Source organism: Haloplanus ruber, assembly GCF_024494725.1.
In the GTDB taxonomy this organism is placed as follows: Archaea; Halobacteriota; Halobacteria; order Halobacteriales; family Haloferacaceae; genus Haloplanus; species Haloplanus ruber.
In genome coordinates this window covers 369,728-389,390 of sequence record NZ_JANHDK010000001.1, presented here as the reverse complement: position 1 = coordinate 389,390, position 19,663 = coordinate 369,728, and the positions used below count along the sequence as shown (strand labels likewise).

Here is a 19,663-nt window from a genome sequence, read left to right as displayed (position 1 = left end):
TACGGCCGCCGAACGTCACAGTGCCGCCGTCAGTCGATGACTGTAGCGAGGCGGTCGGCGATCCGGCGCCCTAGCCCGGTTTTCGACCCCCTGAACCGGTCCACCTCGTCCCCGTCGACCACCAGCACTCGTGTGTCGTCGTCGCCCATCACCGACGCGTCGTTGGCGACGACGAAGGCCAGATCGACCCGGTCGCGGAGGGTGCGCGCGCGCTCGATCATCGCCGCGTCGTCGCCGCTGGTTTCGGCTTTGAACCCTACCATCGGAAGGTCGGGGTGGTCTGCACGCACCGTATCGAGGAGTTTCGGCGTCGGCTCCAGTTCGAGGGTGATGGCCTCGCCCGAGCGGATCTTGTCCGCCGCGCGCGCGACCGTGAAATCGGAGATGGCGGCAGCCGAGACGAGGGCGTCGGCCGGCTTACCGTCGCCGTCGCCCGCCACCGCCGCGGCGACGGCGTCGATCATCGACGCCGCGCTCTCGACGGCGCGCACGTCGGCGTAGGGGACATCGGGACCGTCGTGGACGAGCGTCACGTCGGCACCGCTGACGTGACAGGCGCGGGCGACCGCTCGCCCGGTGCGCCCGGAAGCGCGGTTCGAGAGCGTCCGGACTGGATCGACCGACTCCGTGGTCGCCCCGCTCGTGACGACGACGTGTCGGCCCGCGAGCGGATCGGGCGTCGTCGCCCGCGCGACGGCGGTGACGATGGCGTCCTCACTCGCGATTTTTGCCTTCCCCTCCTCGATCCGGGGGTCGACGAAGTCGACGCCCCACGACGCGACGCGGTCGATGGCGTCGAGCACCCCCGGGTGGTCGTACATCGGTTCGTGCATAGCGGGCGCGACGACGACCGGTAGCCCCGCGCCGAGGGCCGTCGTCGCACACGTCGTCACGGGTGTGTCGTCGACTGCCGCAGCCACCTTCCCGACGGTGTCAGCGGTGGCCGGGGCGATCAACAGGACGTCGGCCCACCCCTCGCGTCCGCAGAGTTCGACGTGTTCGACCGCACCGGTCAGTTCCGTCACCGGCGGCGCGTCGGTGGCGAACTGGATCGCCCAGGGGTGGATAATCCCGCGGGCGGCGTCGCTCGTCACGGCCCTGACGCTCGCGCCGTGGCGGCGGAGTTCGTGGGCGAGTTCGACCGTCTTTACCGCCGCGATGCTTCCCGTCACCCCGAGCGCGACGTTGGTCCCCTCGAGCATTCGTCCGCACTTTCGTGGCGAGGGTATTAAGCGTCGGCCGTGGATCACTGGCCGCCGGCGACGGCCGGCTTCCGAGTCTCGACGTTCGCTTTGCCCACCGTCTTGAGTGTCGTAGCGCAGGCTCGAAAACAAACATTATAACGGAAGATTACGAACCGCCGGGTTACTGTGACACACGAAACAGCGACTCGGAGACGGCGGTTTCTCAAAGGTATCGGTGGCTCGGCGGCTATTGTCGGCCTCGCAGGGTGTATGGGCGGCGATGGCGGAGACGGAGAATCGACGACGGAGACGAGCGGTAGCGACGACGAAGCGACAGCGACGGACACGGACGGGACCGCGACCAGCGGATCGGGAGACAGTGGCGGCCTCGCCAGCGAAGTCGAGATGATCTGCCCCTGGGCGTCCGGCGGCGGCACCGACCGGACCGCCCGGCAGTTGGCGTCGTTGGCCGAAGAACAGTCCGACTCGTCTTTCTTCGTGAGCAACGTCACGGGGGGAAGCGGGAGTGCAGGCTTCCGGCGGGCCGCCAACGCCGAGCCGGACGGCTCGACGGTCGGCGTCCTGACCGTCGAAGTGTGTACGATCTCACACCTCGACATCTCCGACATCTCGCCGGACAGCTTCAAAGCGGTCATGCAGTACAACTTCGATCCTGCGTCACTGACCGTTCACGAGGACGAACCCTACGACACCATCGAGGGGTTCGTAGAGCACGTCCAAGACAGCGACGAGCGGGTCCAGATCTCCAACTCCGGCATCGGCGCCATCTGGCACCTCTCGGCCGCTCGATTCGCGCAGGCGGCGGGAATCTCGGACCAGGTCAACCACATCGGCTACGACGGCGGCGCGCCGGCGACGACGGCCGTGGTAAACGGTGAGGTCGACGCGACGACCGCCAGCGCCGCGGAGGTTGCCCCCCAGGTCGAGGACGGCCCCCTCAAGGTACTCGGCGTCATGGGTGAGGAACCGGTCAACATCTTCCCGGACACCCCCACGTTCCAGGACGCGGGCTACGACATCATCGTCGGCGCCTGGCGGGGGCTGGGAGTGCCGGCCGACACGCCCGACGACGCGGTCGCCGCGCTCCACGAGACCTACCAGTCGGTGTACGAGTCGGACGCCTTCCAGGAGTTCATGAGCAACAACGGGTTCGGACTCGTGTACCGCAGTCCCGACGAGTTCGACCAGTTCATGAATCAACAGTACGGCGAATTCGAGAACCTCATCTCGAACTTGGATCTCGAGGCGTAGTCCAGTCGTCATGCCGATCCGGATCACGCGAACCGACGAGGTTGCCTCGGTGCTGCTCGTAGCCTTCGCTGCGGGTGTCTATCTCGTCAGCGAGAGCTTTCCGAGCGGCGTCGCCGGAACCCCGGGACCGGCGCTGTTTCCGCGGTTTATCGTCGGAACCATCGCCGGACTCGCGGCGCTTCAGTTCGTCAACGCCGTGCTCTTGGAGGGGACCGCTGAACGGTCCGTCACCCGTGACGATGTCGTTCGGTTCATCGTCCCCGCCGCGTTCCTCGTCGGCTACGCGGGTCTCCTGCCCGTGATGGGGTTTCTGCTCACGACCGTCGGCTTTCTCGCCGTGGTTATGTTCTACTCGGGCGTGCGTGACCCCAGGGTGGGTCCGACGCTCGCGATTGGCATCAGTATCGTCCTTCAGAACGTGTTCGTGGGCTTCCTCCGCGTTCCCCTCCCGGAGGGGCCACTCGGACTCGGCGATCTGGTAACTCTGTTTTGATGGTTACAACGCAAGGTATCCTCGACGATGGTAGCTAGTGGAAGCGTGTGGGGCGCGGTCGGCGCCGTGGCAGAGCCGGTGACGCTGCTCCTGTTGGTCATGGGCGTGCTCATCGGAATCTTCAGGGGGTCACTTCCCGGGATGACGGCGACGATGACGGTGGCCGTGTTGGTCTCGTTTACCTTCAGCATGGACCCGATCCCCGGAATGATGCTCCTCTTGGGTATCTACGGGGGCGCGCTGTACGCCGGGTCGATTCCGGCGATTCTCATCCGAACGCCCGGGACGCCCAGTGCCGCGGCCACCGTGTTCGACGGCTTCCCGCTGGCCGAACAGGGGAAAGCGGGGCAGGCCATCTCCGTCGCGACGGTCGCGTCGTTCGTCGGCGGCGCCATCAGCGTCCTGCTGCTGATGTTCGTCGCCCCGCAGATCGCCGCGTTCGCCCTGAATTTCGCCTCGCCGGAATACTTCGCGCTGGCGGTCTTCGGGTTGTCGATCATCGCCAGCGTGAGCGGCGACTCACTGATCAAGGGCCTCATTTCGGGGTTGCTCGGGATGTTCCTGGCGACGGTCGGCCTCGATCCGGTGATGGCCGCGCCACGGTTCACCTTCGGCTACGAAGTGCTCACGTCCGGCATCCAGTTTATCGCCGTGATGATCGGCCTGTTCGGAATCGCCGAAGGGCTGTATCGGTACCAGTCGGGACTCGCCGACGACGGTGCCAGTCAGGAGATTTCGGATATCCTGCCCGGGTGGGCGGTGCTCGAACGCATCCTCCCGGTCGCGGTGGCGTCGAGCGTCGTCGGCACTATCGTCGGCGCGATTCCGGGCGCCGGCGGCGACATTGCCTCGTTCGTCACGTACAACGAGTCCAAGCGGTGGATCAAGGACAACACGTTCGGAGAGGGAGACACCAGGGGTGTCGCGGCCGCCGAATCAGGGAACAACTCCTCGACCGGCGGTGCGTTGATCCCGACGCTCACGCTCGGCATCCCCGGTGACTCCGTCACGGCGATTCTCATCGGGGCGCTGATGGTCCACGGCATTCGCCCCGGACCGGGGCTGTTCCAGGAGGAGCCCGAACTCGTCTATTCGATTTTCGTCGGCTTCTTCCTAGTGTACATCGTCATCCTGATCGTTGGCCTGTTGGGGGCACGGTTCTGGGCACGGATCGTCGACTTCCCGTCGAAATACCTCTGGCCAGTCATCCTCGTGCTCTCGCTCGTCGGTGCGTACGCACTCAGAGGGAATCCCCTGGATATCTGGACTGCCATCGGAGCCGGGATGCTCGGCTACGTCATGCGCGTCGAGGATTACCCCCTCGCTCCGATGGTACTCGGGCTGATACTCGGCCCCATCGCGGAGGTGAACCTGCGCCGGTCGCTACAGCTATCGGGCGGCGAGGTGAGCATCTTCACCGACAGCCCGCTCGCGATGGTGATCCTCGGGTTGAGCCTCATCTCGCTTGCCTACCCCATCGTCCAGCGCGTCCGCGAGCGCCGAACCGCCGAGGGGCGTGCCTGATCGAGTCGGTCCGGCCGGCGGTCACCCGGCCGGGGGAGACTCGCGGGATGCCACCCACGGTGGTGGGCGTCGCTGACTGAGGGAGCCGGCAGTATTAGGACGCTAGCGTTCTAGGGACCTACGTGGACCGTATCCACGTCAGTACGGTCGTCTGCCTGCCAGCCGAGGAGGTGTTCGACTTTCTCGTGGACTTCCCGCGATATGCTAGGTACTCCGAGTACCTGACCGACGTGCGGGCCGACGGCGATGGATCACCGGGTACCCGGTATCGGCTCCGGTTCGCGTGGTGGAAGCTCGCTTATACCGCCCACACCGAGGTGACCGAGGCCGACCCACCGACGCAGTTGGATTGGCGGGTGATCGAGGACCTCGACGCCCGAGGGCGATGGCGGGTCGACCCGCTCGATACGGTTCCCGCAGCGGTGCCGGCCGCGTCGGGTCCGGCGTGTCGCGTCCACCTCGAAGTCGAGTTCGATCCCCACTCCGTCGGCGGAGGAATCCTAGATCTGCCACGGTTCGTCTCCTTCGACTGGGTCGTCGAGAAGGTGAAGCCGATACTCGTCGAGGAGGCCGAACAGGTGGTCGAACGGATCGTCGCCGACGTCGAGGGGCGACGGCGCGAGGTCGACCTCGTCGTTCACGAGACACCGGGAGGGGTGACGTGAGAAGCGAAATGGTGAAACCACGGGCGTGAGGAGGTGACGGTATGTCACTCGGGAGCGTCGAAGCGTGCACATAATCGTCGTCGGCGCGGGCCAGGTCGGATCGAGCATCGCGGCCGACCTCGCAGACTCACACGACATCGTCGTCGTGGACCGCGACGGTGACCGGACCGAGGATCTGGCCTACTCGCTCGACGTGTTGACGGTTCAGGGGGACGGCACCTCCCTATCGACGCTAGAAGAAGCCGACATCGAGGAGGCCGACATGGTCATCGCCAGCACCGACGACGACGAGACGAACATCGTCATCTGCTCGACGGTGCGTGCGGTGAGCGACTCGTTCACCATCGCTCGCGTCAAGAACACGGAGTATCTGCGGACGTGGGAGCGATCACAGCGGGCCTTCGGCATCGACTTTATGGTCTGTACGAACCTGCTCGCGGCGGAATCCATCGTTCGAGTGGTCGGCATTCCCGCCGCCCGCGACGTGGACTCCTTCGCGGACGGCCACGTGCAGATGGCGGAGTTCGAGATTCCGACGGGAAGCCCGGTGACCGATCAGTCCATCGCCGAGGCCGACCGCTTCGAGAGCCTCACCTTCGCCGCCGTTCTTCGGGACGACGACGTGGAAATCGCCCACGGAGATACGATCCTCGGAGAAGGCGACCGCGTGGTCGTGATCGGGAGTCCCGAGTCGGTTCGGGGGTTCGCGACGACCATCGCCCCGGACGAACGCCCTGGCACGGCCGAGGAAGTCGTCATCATCGGCGGGAGCGAGATTGGCTATCACGTCGCCCGACTGCTCGGCGAGCGCGGGTTCAAGCCACGGCTGATCGAACGGGACCCGGAGCGTGCCCGGCAACTCGCGGAGGACCTCCCGAACGCCGTGGTGATGCAAAGCGACGCCACGGACGTCGACTTCCTGGAGCGCGAACACGTCGGCGATGCCGACTTCGTGGTCGCGGCACTCGACTCCGACGAGAAGAATCTCTTGATGTCGCTGCTGGCGCGCCGTCTCGGCGTCGAGCGAACCGTGGCCGTCATCGATACCGCGGCGTACGTCGAACTGTTCGAGACTGTCGGCGTCGACGTCGGGATCAACCCCCGAGAGGTGGTGGCCGAGGAGATTACCCGATTCACCCGTGACGGCGGCGCCGAGAACGTCGCCATTATCGAGAGCGACCGAGCCGAAGTGCTCGAAGTCGAGGTAGACGAGGCGAGCGTCCTCGCGGGCCGGCCGATCCACGAGTCCGTCGCCGACCTCCCCGACGGCGTCGTCATCGGCGCCATCACCCGGAACGCGAGTCTGATCACCCCGCGCGGGGACACGGTGATCCAGTCGGGGGATCACGTCGTCGTCTTCCTCGATGCCTGCGTCGCGGACGACGTGACCCCGAGGCTGTGACGGCCGGGGCGCCGTCAACGGCCGTCACCTGGCGGCCGAATATCACAGCTGAAAATCTTCGGCGTACACTTATTACTCGACCCGTCGTAGCCGCCGGTAACGGCTTGATCGCCCGGGTCGGGTCGCCCCGTTAGAAGTGGTCCGATGAGATATATCCCCATACCCGACTGGGTGGACGGATCACACCACGACGTAGGGATCATATAAAACGCTTTTGTGCACCTCTCCCCGGGTTCACCCGCATGGTCGATTTGACTCGACGACGATTGATGGCAACGTCAACAGCTGCCGCGCTCGGCGCGAGCGTCTCAGGGGTCGCAAGCGCGAGCGAATCGGAGATTTCGGAGGGTGACACGCCGGGGGCGCCGAGCGTCAAGGGGAGTCTCAAGCGCCTCTCGACGACGGCGTTCGGCGCCGAGGTGACGGGACCGTTCGTCTTCGAAGACGGCTCCCTGCTGTACAGCCTCCAGCACCCGGAGGAAGCCAACACCGAGCCCTTCGACCGGGCGGCGGTCGGATACTTCAGCGGCTTCAACTTCGAGTTCGACGGAAACAACGACGACTTCTCCGAGGTCGGGATTCCCGACACCGAGGCGAAACAGCGCGAAGTTCGATCCGAGGTGGGCGACTACGAGATTCTGATCCAGGGTCGAGAGCCGATCAACGGCGGCGCAGAACGCCTCGGCGTCGCCCAGACGCCGGACGGTACCGACATCACGCAGGACAACTTCGCGGGCACGCAGTACGGGGGCGCGGCGACGAACCCGGACTGCAATCAGTTCGTCCCGACGGACGACGAGGGGACCGAGGGCTACCTGTACACCAACTGGGAGAACAGCCCCGGTGGTCTCTCGCGAGTCTACATCAGCCAGGACGAGAACGGCGAGTGGAGCGCCGATCCCGAGGACGCGATGAACATCCCGAACACCGACGGGCTTCGCGAACTCGGCGGCACCCGTATCAACTGCTACGGCGACCTCAGCCCGTGGGAGACGCCCATCTCCTCCGAGGAGAACTACGCGCATCCCCGCGTCTCGCTGACCAACACGGTCGGCGACGTCGTCGAGGCCGGTAGCGGTGAGGGGCTGCTCGGCGGCTGTCAGTTCTGGAACCGGCCGAATCCGTCGGAAATCGCCGGCGCCATCGGCACCTACGCCGAGGAGGGCGACCTGGACGAAGCCTGGGGACCGCAGGGCTACTGGGCGCTTACCGGCGTCGAGTTCCTCGCGTACTATCTGGGCGCCGAGGTACCCGACGGCGACGAAGAGCCCGGCGAGAGCGTCGTGACGCCCATCGACGACGTCTATCCGAACCCCTACCGCTACGGCTACCACGTTGACGTCCGCGAGCCGACCGCCGAGGAGCCGGAGCCGATGAAATACTGGGTTGCGGGCCGCGCCTCCTGGGAGGCCCCCGACTTCCAGGGCGACAACAAGACCCTCTACGGCTGCTCCGACGGCGACAGCAAGGGGATCTACAAGTTCGTCGCCGACGAGCCGATCCCGAGCTACGAGAACACGGACAACATCGCGGGCACGATCTACGCCCCGAAGATCACGAACGACGCCGCGAACGCCGAAGAAGCCGGCCAGCGCAACTCCCCGGCCAACACGAACCTCGAAGTCGAGTGGATCGAACTGGGTCACGCCACGAACGGCGAGGTCAAGGAGTGGATCGCCGAGTACGACGACGTGACGCAGACGGACTACCTCACGACCCACACCGAGTACAGCGAGGACGAACTCGGCCTGGACGTCAGTTACAACCAGGCCATCCGGGAGGCCGACCTCGAAGTCATCGAGAACGGCAACCAGAACTACATCTCGAACGAGGAAATCGTCGAGTGGGCCGCCCAGTACGAGGAGGCGGGTCCCGACGGCGTCGACGAAGAGCTTCGCAAGGTGCCGTTCCTCGAGATGCGCGCGGCCGCAAAGGAGATCGGTGCGTCCATCGAGTTCAACAAGGCCGAGGGCGTCGACAGCGTCGACGACTCCCAGCCCGGCGACTTCGTGTACTTCGGCATCTCCGAGTTCAACGACGACCTCGCCGACGAGACGGGCGACATCCGGATGGACCGCGTCGACGGCGGCGTGGTCTTCCGCGCGGAACTCGAGCCCAACTACAACGTCTCGACGCTCGAACCGGTCATCACCGGTCCCGACTTCACCGACAGCCCCCAGGACGCCGACGACGGACTTCGCAACATCGACAACGTCTACGCGATGCGTGACGGCCGTGTCCTCTGCTGTGAGGACGGCTTCGGCGGTCCCGCCCGCTCGTACCCCAACGACGGACTCTATGTCTTCCAGCCGAACGTCTCGCTCGACGTCGACTCTATCGCTGTCGGCTACGGCGCAACCGGCGCGGCCGAACTGACGGCCTCATCGCTCCCGACCGGCTTCTCCGGCGCCGAGGTCACCGTCTCGGTGACGAACCCCGAGGTGGCGACCATCACCGGCGTCGAGTTCCCCGAGGAACTCGGTCTCACCGAAAGCACGGTAGGCTCGGACGGCACCTCGGCGACGCTTCGGTTCGCCGACGTCGACGGCAACGTCGAGGCCGGCGGCCGCAATATCCCCGTCGCCACGCTGACGCTCCGCGGCGTCGACACCGGCACTACCGACCTCGAACTCGAAGTCACCCAGATGGACGACGAGAGCGGGAACGCTATCGACGCCCAGACCCGGCGTGGCGTCCTCGTCACTGGCCCGCCGACGGTCGCCGGCGGGAGCGCCCCGACCGACGTCGACGGCGACGGCTTCTTCGAGGACCTCAACGGCAACGGACGGCTGGACTACGAGGATATCCAGATCCTGTTCGATAACTTCGACGCCGACAGCGTCACGATGAACAAGTCCGCCTACGACTTCAACGAGAACGGCCGGCTGGACTTCGACGACATCGTCTCCCTCTACGAAGATATCAACTGACGGCCCGTCGCTCGGGCGCCGCACCACGCGGCCCCACCCCACCCACCCCCCAGAATATTACCACACACGATGACTCACCCACGACACGTTTCGATACTCGCGGTCACCCTGGCGGCGCTCGCCCTCCTCGGGGCGGTGGCGACGGCGGGGACCGTCACGGCACAGAGCGAACAACCGACCGTCCGCGTCGTCGGCGACACGGTGGCCGCCGACGGGACGACGACCGTCGGGGTCGTCCTGACGAACGCCCCGAACGGTCTCGCAGGATACTACCTCGATATCACCGTCGAGAATCCGGAGGTGGCGCAGATCGAGGGGGCGAGCTACCCCGAGCAATTCGCGCTGACCACCTCGCCGAGCGTCGGTGACGACGGGGCGACGGCCACCCTCGAAGCCGCCGATATGGAGGGACAGATCGACCCCGGTGCGACCGACGTGACACTCGCGGCCGTCGAGATCAGCGGCGTCGCAGCCGGCGAGACGACCATCACCGTCACGCCGTCGCAGTTCGACGACGACGACGGAAACGCGTTCCAACCCGCGACGGCAGCAGGCACCGTGACCGTCGACGGAAGCGGCGGCGACACCGCCCCGGCGTCCGACGACACGGCGAGCGGGACGGCTATCGACGACGACGGCGGATCGGCCTCCGAATCGACGACCGCGACACGGGGCGACGCGGGGACCGACGACGCGGCCGAAACCGCCGGCTCCGGGCCGTTGTCCCCGGCGCTGGTCGTCGTCGCGATTACCGCACTCGTCGCCGTCGCGCTTGTCCGGCGCCGCCGGTAGCACCGCTTGCCGACCACCTCACACGCCAACGATGTCACGATCACCCAACGGGACGACCGACGACTCAACCGAACGAATCCACCGGGAGTACGTCCTCGACGTGCGGATCGTCGAGGTGACGACCGCGGCGGGCGACGCCGCCTACCGGTTCGAAGCACCCCACCACGACGGCTGTACGTTCACCGACGCGGAGACGGCGGAGCTGTACGCCGACGTCTACTTCGACGTGAACGGGTTCGACGAACAGGGGGTCGGCGAGCGGGGCGTGCCGCCGGAGATTATCCAAGCTGGCCGGGACACCCTCGCGGCGTACTTCGTGACCCAGCATTACGGTGACGTCGAGTGGGTCGCGTCCTACTACGGCCACAAACCAGAGCGAGCCAAGCGATACGTCGAGCGGGTCCGCAAGCGGGCACAGAAGATTCGCGACGGGGTCCGTAACGGCGCCGCGGACTGACCGTTCCGGCCGTCACCCCCCGATATCAGCGATGAGAACTCGGGGCGTAACGTTATACTGTTACGCACCTCCGTTGCAGGTGGGCCTTCCGATCACCACTTCGGTGTCGACGTTCGTCGACGCCGACACGACGCGGCTCCGGGGGGAACGCGTCGTTGGATCGGGATGCCCATCGCGTGTGACACTCCTCAGTACCCCTACCCGATTCGCTCAGTTCTCGACGGCACTCGCCGCCCGAATAATCTCACGTTCGCCGAAGGCCGACCCGATCAACTGGAAGCCGACAGGGAGACCGTCGGCCCGTCCCGCGGGCACGGAGACCGCCGGGAGGTTCGCCAGGTTCACCGGCACCGTGTTGGCGTCCGCGAGGTACATCTGAAGCGGGTCGTCGAGGCTCTCGCCGAGTTCGAACGGCAACACGGGCATGGTCGGCGACGCGAGCACGTCCGCCTCGGCAAGCGCCTCGTCGAAGTCCTGCTTGAGCCACGCGCGGGCGTCCTGTGCCTTCGCGTAGTACTTGTCGTGGTAGCCGGCCGAGAGGGCGTACGTCCCGAGCAGGATACGCCGTTTCACCTCGTCGCCGAAGCCCTCCTCGCGGACCTGTGCGAACGAGTCGTTCCAGTTGCCGTCGGCGTCGGTCTCGGGGCCGTAGCGGACGCCGTCGAACCGCGCGAGATTCGAGGACGCCTCGGACATGGCGATCACGTAGTAGGCTTGGACGGCACGTTCGACAGAGGGGAGGCTCACCTCGTGGGTCTCCGCGCCCTGTGCTCTCAGGTCGTCGAGCGTCGCCTCGAACCGCTCGATGACCCGTTCGTCGGCGCCCTCGATCAACTCGGTCGGGACGCCGATAGAGAGTCCCTCGACGTCGCCGTCGGCGGCGCTCGCGTAGTCGGCGTCGGCGCCCGCCTCGCGGGTAGTGGCGTCGCGCTCGTCGGGACCGGCGATCACGTCGAGGACCTCGGCGGCCCCTTCGACGGTCGGCGCCAGCGGCCCGATCTGTTCCAGCGAGTTGGCGTAGGCGACGAGCCCGTACCGGGAGACCAGCCCGTAGGTGGGCTTGATCCCGACGACGCCACAGAACGCCGCCGGACAGCGAACCGAGCCGCCGGTGTCGCTCCCGAGGGCGACGTCGGCCTCGCCGGCGGCGACGGCCGCGGCGCTTCCCCCGGAGGATCCCCCGGGAACCCGTGACTCGTCGACCGGGTTCTTCGTCGGGCCGAAGGCCGACGTCTCGGTGGTCGTCCCCATCCCGAACTCGTCCATGTTGGTCTTGCCGACGAGCGTTGCGCCGGCGCGCTTGAGGCGTTCGACCACCGTCGCGTCGTACGGCGGGACGTAGTCGGCGAGCATCTCGGAGCCACAGGTGGTGCGGACGCCCGCCGTCGAGATGTTGTCCTTGATCGCGACGGTCCGGTCGGCGAGCGGGCCGTCGTCGGCGCCCTGAATCGTCTCCTCGGTGATGAAGGCGTCGACGCTCATGAGACGCTCGGCCCCTTGAAGTAGCCGTCTTCGGTCTCGGGGGCGTTCCGCAGTGCCTCCTCCTGTGAGAGCCCGTCACGCACCTCGTCGGCGCGCATGACGTTCACTAGGTCGGCCTCGGCGTCGACCTCCGGCACGTCGTCGAGGGCGTCGAAGTAGGAGAGAATGTCCGCGAACTGCACGGCGAATCGCTCCACCTCGTCCTCGTCTAAGTCGATCCGGGCCAGATCCGCAGTGTGGCGGACCTCGTCGGGATCGACGGGCGTCTCGCTCATGTGTGTGGCCACTTTCGGGCTGGCACTAAGGGTTTCGGTCCACCCGCCGAGCGCCGGCCGCGAACCGATCCGCGGTCGGTAGCGTTTATGTCCCTCCGGTGAGCATCCGACGCTCATGGCCGACGGTACCTTCGACGGCTACGGCGGTCGTCACGTCCCCGACATGCTCGAAGAGCCGCTCAAACACCTCGGACAGGCCTACGACGAGGTAGCGGATTCGGAGTCGTTCCAAGCGGACCTCCGTGACCTCCTGGAGACGTTCGCCGGGCGGCCCACGCCGCTACATTACGCTCGAAACCTGAGCGAGCGGTACGGCGCCGACATCTACCTCAAGCGAGAGGACCTGCTCCACGGCGGTGCCCACAAGATCAACAACACGCTCGGCCAGGCGCTACTCGCAAAGCGGGCGGGCAAGGACCGCCTCATCGCCGAAACCGGGGCCGGTCAGCACGGGACGGCCACGGCGATGGCCGGCGCCCTCCTCGATCTGGACACCGAGATTTACATGGGCGAGAAGGACGTCGAGCGCCAGCGGATGAACGTCTTCCGGATGCGGCTGATGGGCGCGACGGTCAACGAGGTGAGCCGCGGCGGAGCCGGCCTCGCCGACGCCGTCGACGCCGCGCTGGAGGACATGGCCGAAAACATCGAGGACACCCACTATCTCGTCGGGAGCGTCGTCGGTCCAGACCCCTTCCCGCGGATGGTCCGTGACTTCCAGTCGGTCATCGGCGAGGAGGCCCGCGAGCAGATGCTCGACCGCACCGGCTCCCTGCCCGACGCGGCGGTCGCCTGCGTCGGCGGCGGCTCGAACGCCATCGGTCTCTTCCATCCCCTCCGCGACGACGACGTCGCCTTCTACGGGGCGGAGGGCGGCGGCAAGGGCGAGGGCTCGGGCCAACACGCCGCGCCCCTCGCCGAGGGCGAAGACGAGGTTATCCACGGGATGAAGACCCGTGTGATCGACGACGACACCGAGGTCCACTCGGTATCGGCGGGGCTGGACTATCCGGGTGTCGGCCCCGAACACGCCATGTTCCGGGCGGTCGGCCGCGCCGAGTACACCGCCGTCACCGACGACGAGGCGCTCGCCGCCTTCCGCGAACTCTCCGAGACGGAAGGGATCATCCCAGCGCTCGAAACGAGTCACGGCGTGGCGCGGGCCATCGAACTGGCGGAGACGGGCGAGCACGACAGCATCCTCGTGAACCTCTCGGGGCGGGGCGACAAGGACATGCAGACGGCCGCGGAGCACTTCGACCTGTAGATCAGCTTTCGACCGCCGCCCAGATCCGCTCGGCGGTCAGCGGCATGTCGATGGTGTCGACACCGAGCGGATCGAGGGCGTCGTGGACGGCGTTGACGACGGCCGGCGGGGCGGCGATGGCGCCCGCCTCACCGACGCCTTTCACCCCTAGCGGGTTGTGCGGGCACGGTGTGACCGTCGAGTCCCACTCGACCTCCGGCACGTCCGCGGCTTTTGGCATCGCGTAGTCCTGCAGGGAAGCGGTCAGCAGGTTGCCGTTGTCGTCGTAGACGGCCTCCTCCTGGAGCGCCTGGCCGACGCCCTGAGCGACCCCGCCGTGAATCTGCCCCTCGATGATCTTCGGGTTGATCTGCTCGCCCACGTCGTCGACGGCGACGTAGCGCTCGATCTCGATCTCGCCGGTCGACGGCTCCACCGCCACGACGGCGATGTGCGTCCCGAAGGGGAAGGTGTAGTTCGCGGGGTCGAAAAACGTCGTCTCGTCGAGCCCCGGTTCCATCCCCTCGGGCAGGGCGTCGGCGCCGCCGTAGGCGACGTCCGCGACCTCCCGGAAACTCATCGACCGCTCCGGCGCACCGGCGATGAAGAACTCGCCGTCCGCGAACTCGAGGTCCGCGTCGGCGACTTCGAGACGGTGGCTCGCGATCCGGCGGGCCTTCTCGACGACCTTTTCGGCGCTTCGCTTGATCGCGCTTCCGCCGACAGCCATCGCCCGACTCCCGCCGGTGCCGTTGCCCTCCTCGATTTCGGCGGTATCGCCCTCGCGAATCTCCACATCGGCGGCCGGGACGCCCAGTTCGTGTGCAACGATCTGAGCGTAGCCGGTGTGGTGGCCGGTCCCGATTTCGGCGGTCCCGGTCGTGACGACCACTCGTCCGGAGGGTTTGACGTGGACGGCACCATTCTCGTACATGCCGGGCGCGTTCCCACAGGCCTCGACGTAACACGACAGGCCAATGCCGAGATACCGACCCTCCTCTCGGGCGGCAGCCTGTCGCTCGCGGAAGTCCTCGTAGCCGATCATCTCCAGCGCCCGGGAAAGCGTCGCGTCGTAGTCGCCGGAGTCGTAGGTGCGCCCCAGACCGGTCTCGAAGGGGAAGGCGTCCGCGGGGACGAAGTTCCGCCGGCGGATTGCCGCCGGGTCCACGTCGAGTTCCCGCGCCGCCTCGTCGATCAGCCGCTCGATGAAGTAGGTGGCCTCCGGGCGACCGGCGCCACGATAGGCCGAGAGCGGCGCCGTGTTGGTGAACACTCCCGTCGTGTGGACGTACGCACCGGGCACGTCGTACTGCCCGTTGGCCATCAGCCCGAGATTGGTCGGGACGCCGGAGCCGGCGGGGACGAGAAAACCGCCGACCGGGGCGGTCGTCTCGGCGCGGAATCCCCGGAGTCGACCGTCGTCGTCGACCCCTGCCTCGGCGTGGACGAGGTGGTGACGGGCGTGAATCATCGACAGGAAGTCCTCGGTTCGCGGGGCGACCCACTTCACCGGTCGCTCGACGTGCATGGCACACCACCCGGCGAGCAGATAGCCGGTGTACGGGAACAGTTTGGCGCCGAAGCCCCCGCCAACGTCCGGGGCGCGAACGCGGATTCGGTGGTCCGGGACGCCGAGCGTATGCGAGAGGTCACCCTGCATCCCGTGTGGTTTCTGCGTCGAGAGCGCAACGTCGAGGGCGTCGTCGGACGGTCGGTACCGCGCCGCCGCCGCGCGCGGTTCCATCGCCGTCGGAATCACGCGGTTGATCTCGAGGTCCAGTTCCACGACGTTGTCCGCGGCGTCGAGGGCCGCGTCGGCGGCCGCCTCGTCGCCCGTGTCCCACGTGAACGCGACGTTCCCCGGTGCGTCGTCGTGAATCGTCGGGGCGTCGTCGGCCGTCGCCTCCCGCGGGTCGATGACGGCATCGCGGCGGTCGTAGGTCACGTCGATGCCGTCGAGCGCATCGTGGGCGCGGTAGCGGTCCTCGGCGACGACAGCGGCGACCGGTTGGCCCTGGTAGGCGGCCCAGCCGTCGGCCAATAGCGGCTGGTTCGGTGACGTGGCGCCCGTTTCGGCGTCCGACTCGGTCGAGCCACCCGCGGGGTCGTCCGTCCGGACGTACCCCGGTGCGTCCGAGGCTTGGATGTCCGCCCAGGTGAGAACGGCGAGGACGCCGTCCATCGCCTCGGCGTCGCTCGTGTCGATAGCTTCGACGGTGGCGTGCCCGTACTGGCTCCCGAGCAAGGCGAGGTGTGTCTCGTTGGGATAGCCGATGTCGTCGGTGTACTCCGCGTCGCCGGTGAGGAGGTGTGGGTCCTCTCGGCGCTGCACCGCGGAGCCGAACAGCTCTGTCGGATCGACGTCGTCGGCGTCGACCGTCTCGAAGTCCATCGGTCAGTGTCCTCCCCCGGTCGTCGGGAACTGTGAACGTGTGTAGTGCATCGCTTCTGTATCGCTATTGCGGGTGCGAAACCAAAAACGATTCGTCGCGTTCGCCACGTACGGCGTTTGTCCGCAAAAGAGTAACTACTGACGGTTACTTCCTAGCTGTCGGCGCCACGGCGCCAACCGGTGTCACGCCGGGCCGTCGAGTCGCTCGCTGCGACCCGTCGAGTCCCCGGGACCCCCACCGCCGTGTCATCGCCGAGAGGACGAACGAACTCGGGCGGCGGTCCCACATCTGGCGAATCGCGGGTGTAGAGCGCCGTCAGTAATTGGTTCCAGTTATCTGTTGTCGGCTCGGGCGCACCGGTTGTCGTCGAACACGCTCGACCCATATTTGGGGTGTACGCATCCCAGAGACGCTGAGCGTCTCGTCTTCGTACGGTCGTCTCGATAAACTCGATGTACGATAGTTGTCAAGCCGGCGGAGGGTATGTAAAGGCAAATACTTATGTCGGTGTTCTCGAAAATGAATAATTGATGGTCCAATCCATTGATCTTGATACGGCGAAAGAACTGATCGACGCGGCCGAGCAGAAGGCCGAAGAAATCGACAACCCGATGGTAATTACCGTCGCGAACAGCGAGGGTAACCTCATCGCTCAGCATCGGATGGACGACGCCTGGCTGGCGTCCGTCTCCATCTCGCGGAACAAAGCGTACACGTCGGCCGCGCTGGACATGCCGACACACGAGCTCGCCGAACCGTCCGAGCCCGGCAACTCCCTGTACGGCCTCCAGACGACCGACGAGGGTCGTATGGTGATCTTCGGCGGCGGATATCCGCTGCTCGACGAGGACGGAGACGTCGTCGGGGCGTTCGGCGTCTCGGGCGGCGCAGTCGAGCAGGACATGGAAGTCGCGGAAGCTGGCGTCAGCCACTGGGAAGAGATCCGAGGTGAGTAACGAATGTCAATGAACGCCGTGGTCTACAAGGGACCACACGAAGTCGCTGTCGAAGAGGTCGACGAACCGGAGATCGAACACCCGAACGACGTCGTTATCGACATCACGACGACGTGTATCTGTGGCTCCGACCTCCACATGTACGAGGGGCGGACGGCCGCGGAGCCGGGGATCGTCTTCGGCCACGAGAACATGGGTGTCGTCAGCGAAGTCGGCGAGGCGGTGTCGAGTCTCGAAGTGGGCGACCGCGTCGTCGCCCCCTTCAACGTCGCCTGTGGCCACTGTGAGAACTGCGAGAACGGCTACACCGGCTTCTGTACGAACGTCAACCCCGGCTTCGCCGGCGGCGCGTACGGCTACGTCGCGATGGGGCCGTACAAGGGCGGCCAGGCGGAGAAGCTCCGCATCCCCTACGCCGACTTCAACGCGCTGAAGCTGCCCGAGGGCGACGCACACGAGGACTCGTTCTCGCTGCTTGCGGACATCTTCCCGACTGGGTGGCACGGCACCGAACTCGCCAACGTCGAAGCCGGCGACTCGGTGGCTGTCTACGGCGCCGGTCCGGTCGGGCTGATGGCCGCCTACAGCGCGAAGCTGAAAGGCGCCTCCGACATCTACATCGTCGACCGCGTGCCGAGCCGTCTCGAACTCGCCGAGGAGCACTGCGACGCGACGCCGATCAACTTCGAGGAGGGCGATCCGGTCGAGCAGATCAAGGATCTGCACGGCGGTGGCGTCGACAAGGGCGTCGACGCCGTCGGCTATCAGGCCGTCGACCCCGACAAGGAAGCCGACGGCGCGTACGATCCGGCCCGGGAGAACCCCGCAGTCGTCATCAACAACCTGATCCGGACGGTTCGACCGACGGGTGAACTCGGCATCCCGGGACTCTACGTCCCGGAAGATCCGGGTGCGCCCGACGACATGGCCGCACAGGGCCGCATCGGCATCGACTTCGGCCTCCTCTTCGAGAAGGGACAGGCCCTCGGGACCGGACAGTGTAACGTCAAGGAGTACAACCGCGAACTCCGCGACATGATCATCGCTGGCCGTGCCGACCCTAGCTGGGTCGTCTCGCACCGCGTCGACCTCGAGGAAGCTCCGGAGATGTACGAGGCGTTCGACAACCGCGAAGAGGGCGTGACGAAGGTCCTCCTGGATCCGTAAGCGCGTCGCTCACCGCGACACGCCTATTACCACGCCGCGACTTTTTCATCATATGTGCCAGTACTGTAGCTACCGACTCCACGACGGGTGGACGCAGTTGCTCTCGTACGACGAGACGTACCGAACGACGATGCAGGCCGACTCCGAGTCGACCTACGGCTTCCACGAGTCGTGGGATGACCTCCGCGAGGACGTCGGTCTGGGCGCGTAGTCGCCGACCATCGTCGAACAGGACGGTCCCCTCGACCGGGAAAAGCGCGGGTACCGGCTAGGACTCCCGCGGGAAGGGATCGGTCGCCGCGGCCCCGTCTGCCTCGTCCGACAGACAGTCGTCGAGCGCCGCCGTCATGCCGTCGGTATCGAGATCACGCCCGATGACGACGAGTCGCGTCGCCGGATCGTCGTCGCCCCACTCGCCGATGGGGCCGGCTTGGACCGCCGGGCCGGCCCCGCTCACGCCCAGGACCGTCTCCGGGCGACTCGCCACCCACGCAAAGCCCTTCAGACGGACAACATCGTCCGCCCACCCGTCGAGCCAGGCGTCGAACTGGTGTGGATCGAACGGGCGCTCTCGGCGGTAGACGAACGACTCGACGCCGTGGGCGGCGGCCGCGTCGTCGTGGCCGTGGTCGTGGCCGTGCCCGTCCTCGCCCCCCTCGGCCGCGGCGAGCGCCTGCTTCCACCCCTGTCGGCGCCGCGCCGCCTCGAAGTCGAACAGCTCTGTACCGAGCACCGCCGACGGGTCGACCTCCGAGTAGGTCGTCCGATGGATCGTCGCCCGGGGCTGAAGTTCCCGGATCGACGCTTCGACGGCGTCGAGTTCGTCGTCCGGAACCGCGTCACACTTGTTCAACAGGAGCACGTCACAGAACTCGATCTGATCGACGAGCACCTCCGTCAGCGGTCGCTCGGGAGTGGGGGCGGCGTCGGGGAGCGACGCCGCGGGATCGAACGCCTTCCAGAACCCGTAGGCGTCGACGACCGAGACGGTGGTGTCGAGGCGGAAGCGGTCGGAGAGACTCCCCTCGTCGGTCCCCTCCGTCAGCGCCCGCGCGATGGGGATGGGTTCGCTGATGCCCGAGGCTTCGACGACGAGATAATCGAAGGATCGCTCTTCGGCCAGTCGCGTCACCTCGGTCACGAGATCGTCTTGGAGCCGACAGCAGATACACCCGTTCGAGAGGTCGACGATACCGTCCTCGGCGTCGTCGTCCAGCAGTTCGGCGTCGACGTTTACCTCGCCCATGTCGTTGACGACGACGGCGATCTGCCGGTCGCCGGGATCGTTCAGTAATCGATTGACCAGCGTCGTCTTGCCGGCGCCGAGTGGGCCGCTAATGACCGTCATCGGAATGTCGTCGGAGGGATGCGTCATCTGTCCCTGACGACGCGCCGCCGACAAATCAACCCTCCGTCGTGCAACCC

At 66.6% G+C, this 19,663-nt stretch carries 17 protein-coding genes; 12 read left to right on the top strand and 5 right to left on the bottom strand.

The genetic code is table 11. The annotated features are described in order from the left end of the window. Positions 1–29 precede the first annotated feature (29 nt). Positions 30–1,202: a bifunctional phosphopantothenoylcysteine decarboxylase/phosphopantothenate--cysteine ligase CoaBC gene (gene coaBC, locus NO878_RS02085; RefSeq protein WP_256404305.1), complete on the bottom strand. Its 1,173-nt coding sequence runs from the start codon at positions 1,200–1,202 to the stop codon at positions 30–32. A gap of 252 nt (positions 1,203–1,454) precedes the next feature. On the opposite strand from coaBC, the gene NO878_RS02080 reads away from it, so the two are divergent. From NO878_RS02080 to NO878_RS02045, 8 genes are all read left to right on the top strand, one after another. Then, a complete protein-coding gene (locus tag NO878_RS02080) occupies positions 1,455–2,456 on the top strand; it encodes a tripartite tricarboxylate transporter substrate binding protein (RefSeq protein WP_256404304.1) in 1,002 nt (333 codons plus the stop codon). 10 nt (positions 2,457–2,466) lie between these two features. Continuing rightward, the gene (locus NO878_RS02075) at positions 2,467–2,949 is read left to right on the top strand and encodes a tripartite tricarboxylate transporter TctB family protein (protein ID WP_256404303.1); all 483 of its coding nucleotides are present in this window, start codon (positions 2,467–2,469) and stop codon (positions 2,947–2,949) included. Between the two features lie 27 nt (positions 2,950–2,976). Then, the gene (locus tag NO878_RS02070) at positions 2,977–4,473 is read left to right on the top strand and encodes a tripartite tricarboxylate transporter permease (RefSeq protein ID WP_256404302.1); all 1,497 of its coding nucleotides are present in this window, start codon (positions 2,977–2,979) and stop codon (positions 4,471–4,473) included. A gap of 122 nt (positions 4,474–4,595) precedes the next feature. Continuing rightward, on the top strand, positions 4,596–5,138 hold the full coding sequence (locus NO878_RS02065) for a type II toxin-antitoxin system RatA family toxin (RefSeq protein ID WP_256404301.1): 543 nt from the start codon (positions 4,596–4,598) through the stop codon (positions 5,136–5,138). A 64-nt stretch (positions 5,139–5,202) separates the two neighbouring features. After that, the gene (trkA, locus tag NO878_RS02060) at positions 5,203–6,540 is read left to right on the top strand and encodes a Trk system potassium transporter TrkA (protein WP_256404300.1); all 1,338 of its coding nucleotides are present in this window, start codon (positions 5,203–5,205) and stop codon (positions 6,538–6,540) included. Between the two features lie 242 nt (positions 6,541–6,782). After that, a complete protein-coding gene (locus NO878_RS02055) occupies positions 6,783–9,470 on the top strand; it encodes an alkaline phosphatase PhoX (RefSeq protein WP_379823778.1) in 2,688 nt (895 codons plus the stop codon). A gap of 69 nt (positions 9,471–9,539) precedes the next feature. Continuing rightward, positions 9,540–10,262, top strand: coding sequence for a hypothetical protein (locus tag NO878_RS02050; protein WP_256404299.1), 723 nt, complete (start codon positions 9,540–9,542; stop codon positions 10,260–10,262). A 31-nt stretch (positions 10,263–10,293) separates the two neighbouring features. Further along, positions 10,294–10,719 (top strand): hypothetical protein, encoded by a 426-nt coding sequence (locus NO878_RS02045; protein WP_256404298.1) that lies wholly within the window; start codon positions 10,294–10,296, stop codon positions 10,717–10,719. Positions 10,720–10,929: 210 nt separating this feature from the next. On the opposite strand, the gene gatA is transcribed toward NO878_RS02045, so the two are convergent. After that, complete coding sequence (gene gatA, locus NO878_RS02040; protein WP_256404297.1) at positions 10,930–12,201, bottom strand: Asp-tRNA(Asn)/Glu-tRNA(Gln) amidotransferase subunit GatA; 1,272 nt, start codon at positions 12,199–12,201, stop codon at positions 10,930–10,932. Continuing rightward, positions 12,198–12,476, bottom strand: coding sequence for an Asp-tRNA(Asn)/Glu-tRNA(Gln) amidotransferase subunit GatC (gene gatC, locus NO878_RS02035; protein WP_256404296.1), 279 nt, complete (start codon positions 12,474–12,476; stop codon positions 12,198–12,200). The genes gatA and gatC overlap by 4 nt, the downstream gene beginning before the upstream one ends. A 115-nt stretch (positions 12,477–12,591) precedes the next feature. Between gatC and trpB the strand changes: the two genes are divergently transcribed. Beyond that, positions 12,592–13,743 (top strand): tryptophan synthase subunit beta, encoded by a 1,152-nt coding sequence (trpB, locus tag NO878_RS02030; RefSeq protein ID WP_256404295.1) that lies wholly within the window; start codon positions 12,592–12,594, stop codon positions 13,741–13,743. A gap of 1 nt (position 13,744) precedes the next feature. Here the strand turns inward: trpB and NO878_RS02025 are convergent, their stop codons facing one another. Further along, positions 13,745–16,114 carry a xanthine dehydrogenase family protein molybdopterin-binding subunit gene (locus NO878_RS02025; protein WP_256404294.1) on the bottom strand — a complete coding sequence of 790 codons (2,370 nt, stop codon included), beginning with the start codon at positions 16,112–16,114 and terminating at the stop codon, positions 13,745–13,747. 531 nt (positions 16,115–16,645) lie between these two features. On the opposite strand from NO878_RS02025, the gene NO878_RS02020 reads away from it, so the two are divergent. Genes NO878_RS02020 through NO878_RS02010 form a run of 3 tightly spaced genes read left to right on the top strand, consistent with a single transcriptional unit; the run spans position 16,646 to position 18,449 of the window. Beyond that, positions 16,646–17,071: a GlcG/HbpS family heme-binding protein gene (locus NO878_RS02020; RefSeq protein ID WP_256404293.1), complete on the top strand. Its 426-nt coding sequence runs from the start codon at positions 16,646–16,648 to the stop codon at positions 17,069–17,071. A gap of 9 nt (positions 17,072–17,080) precedes the next feature. Continuing rightward, a complete protein-coding gene (locus NO878_RS02015; RefSeq protein ID WP_256405447.1) occupies positions 17,081–18,238 on the top strand; it encodes a glutathione-independent formaldehyde dehydrogenase in 1,158 nt (385 codons plus the stop codon). A gap of 52 nt (positions 18,239–18,290) precedes the next feature. Then, positions 18,291–18,449 (top strand): hypothetical protein, encoded by a 159-nt coding sequence (locus tag NO878_RS02010; RefSeq protein WP_256404292.1) that lies wholly within the window; start codon positions 18,291–18,293, stop codon positions 18,447–18,449. Positions 18,450–18,506: 57 nt separating this feature from the next. Here the strand turns inward: NO878_RS02010 and NO878_RS02005 are convergent, their stop codons facing one another. Further along, the gene (locus tag NO878_RS02005) at positions 18,507–19,613 is read right to left on the bottom strand and encodes a CobW family GTP-binding protein (RefSeq protein WP_256404291.1); all 1,107 of its coding nucleotides are present in this window, start codon (positions 19,611–19,613) and stop codon (positions 18,507–18,509) included. Positions 19,614–19,663: the final 50 nt, after the last annotated feature.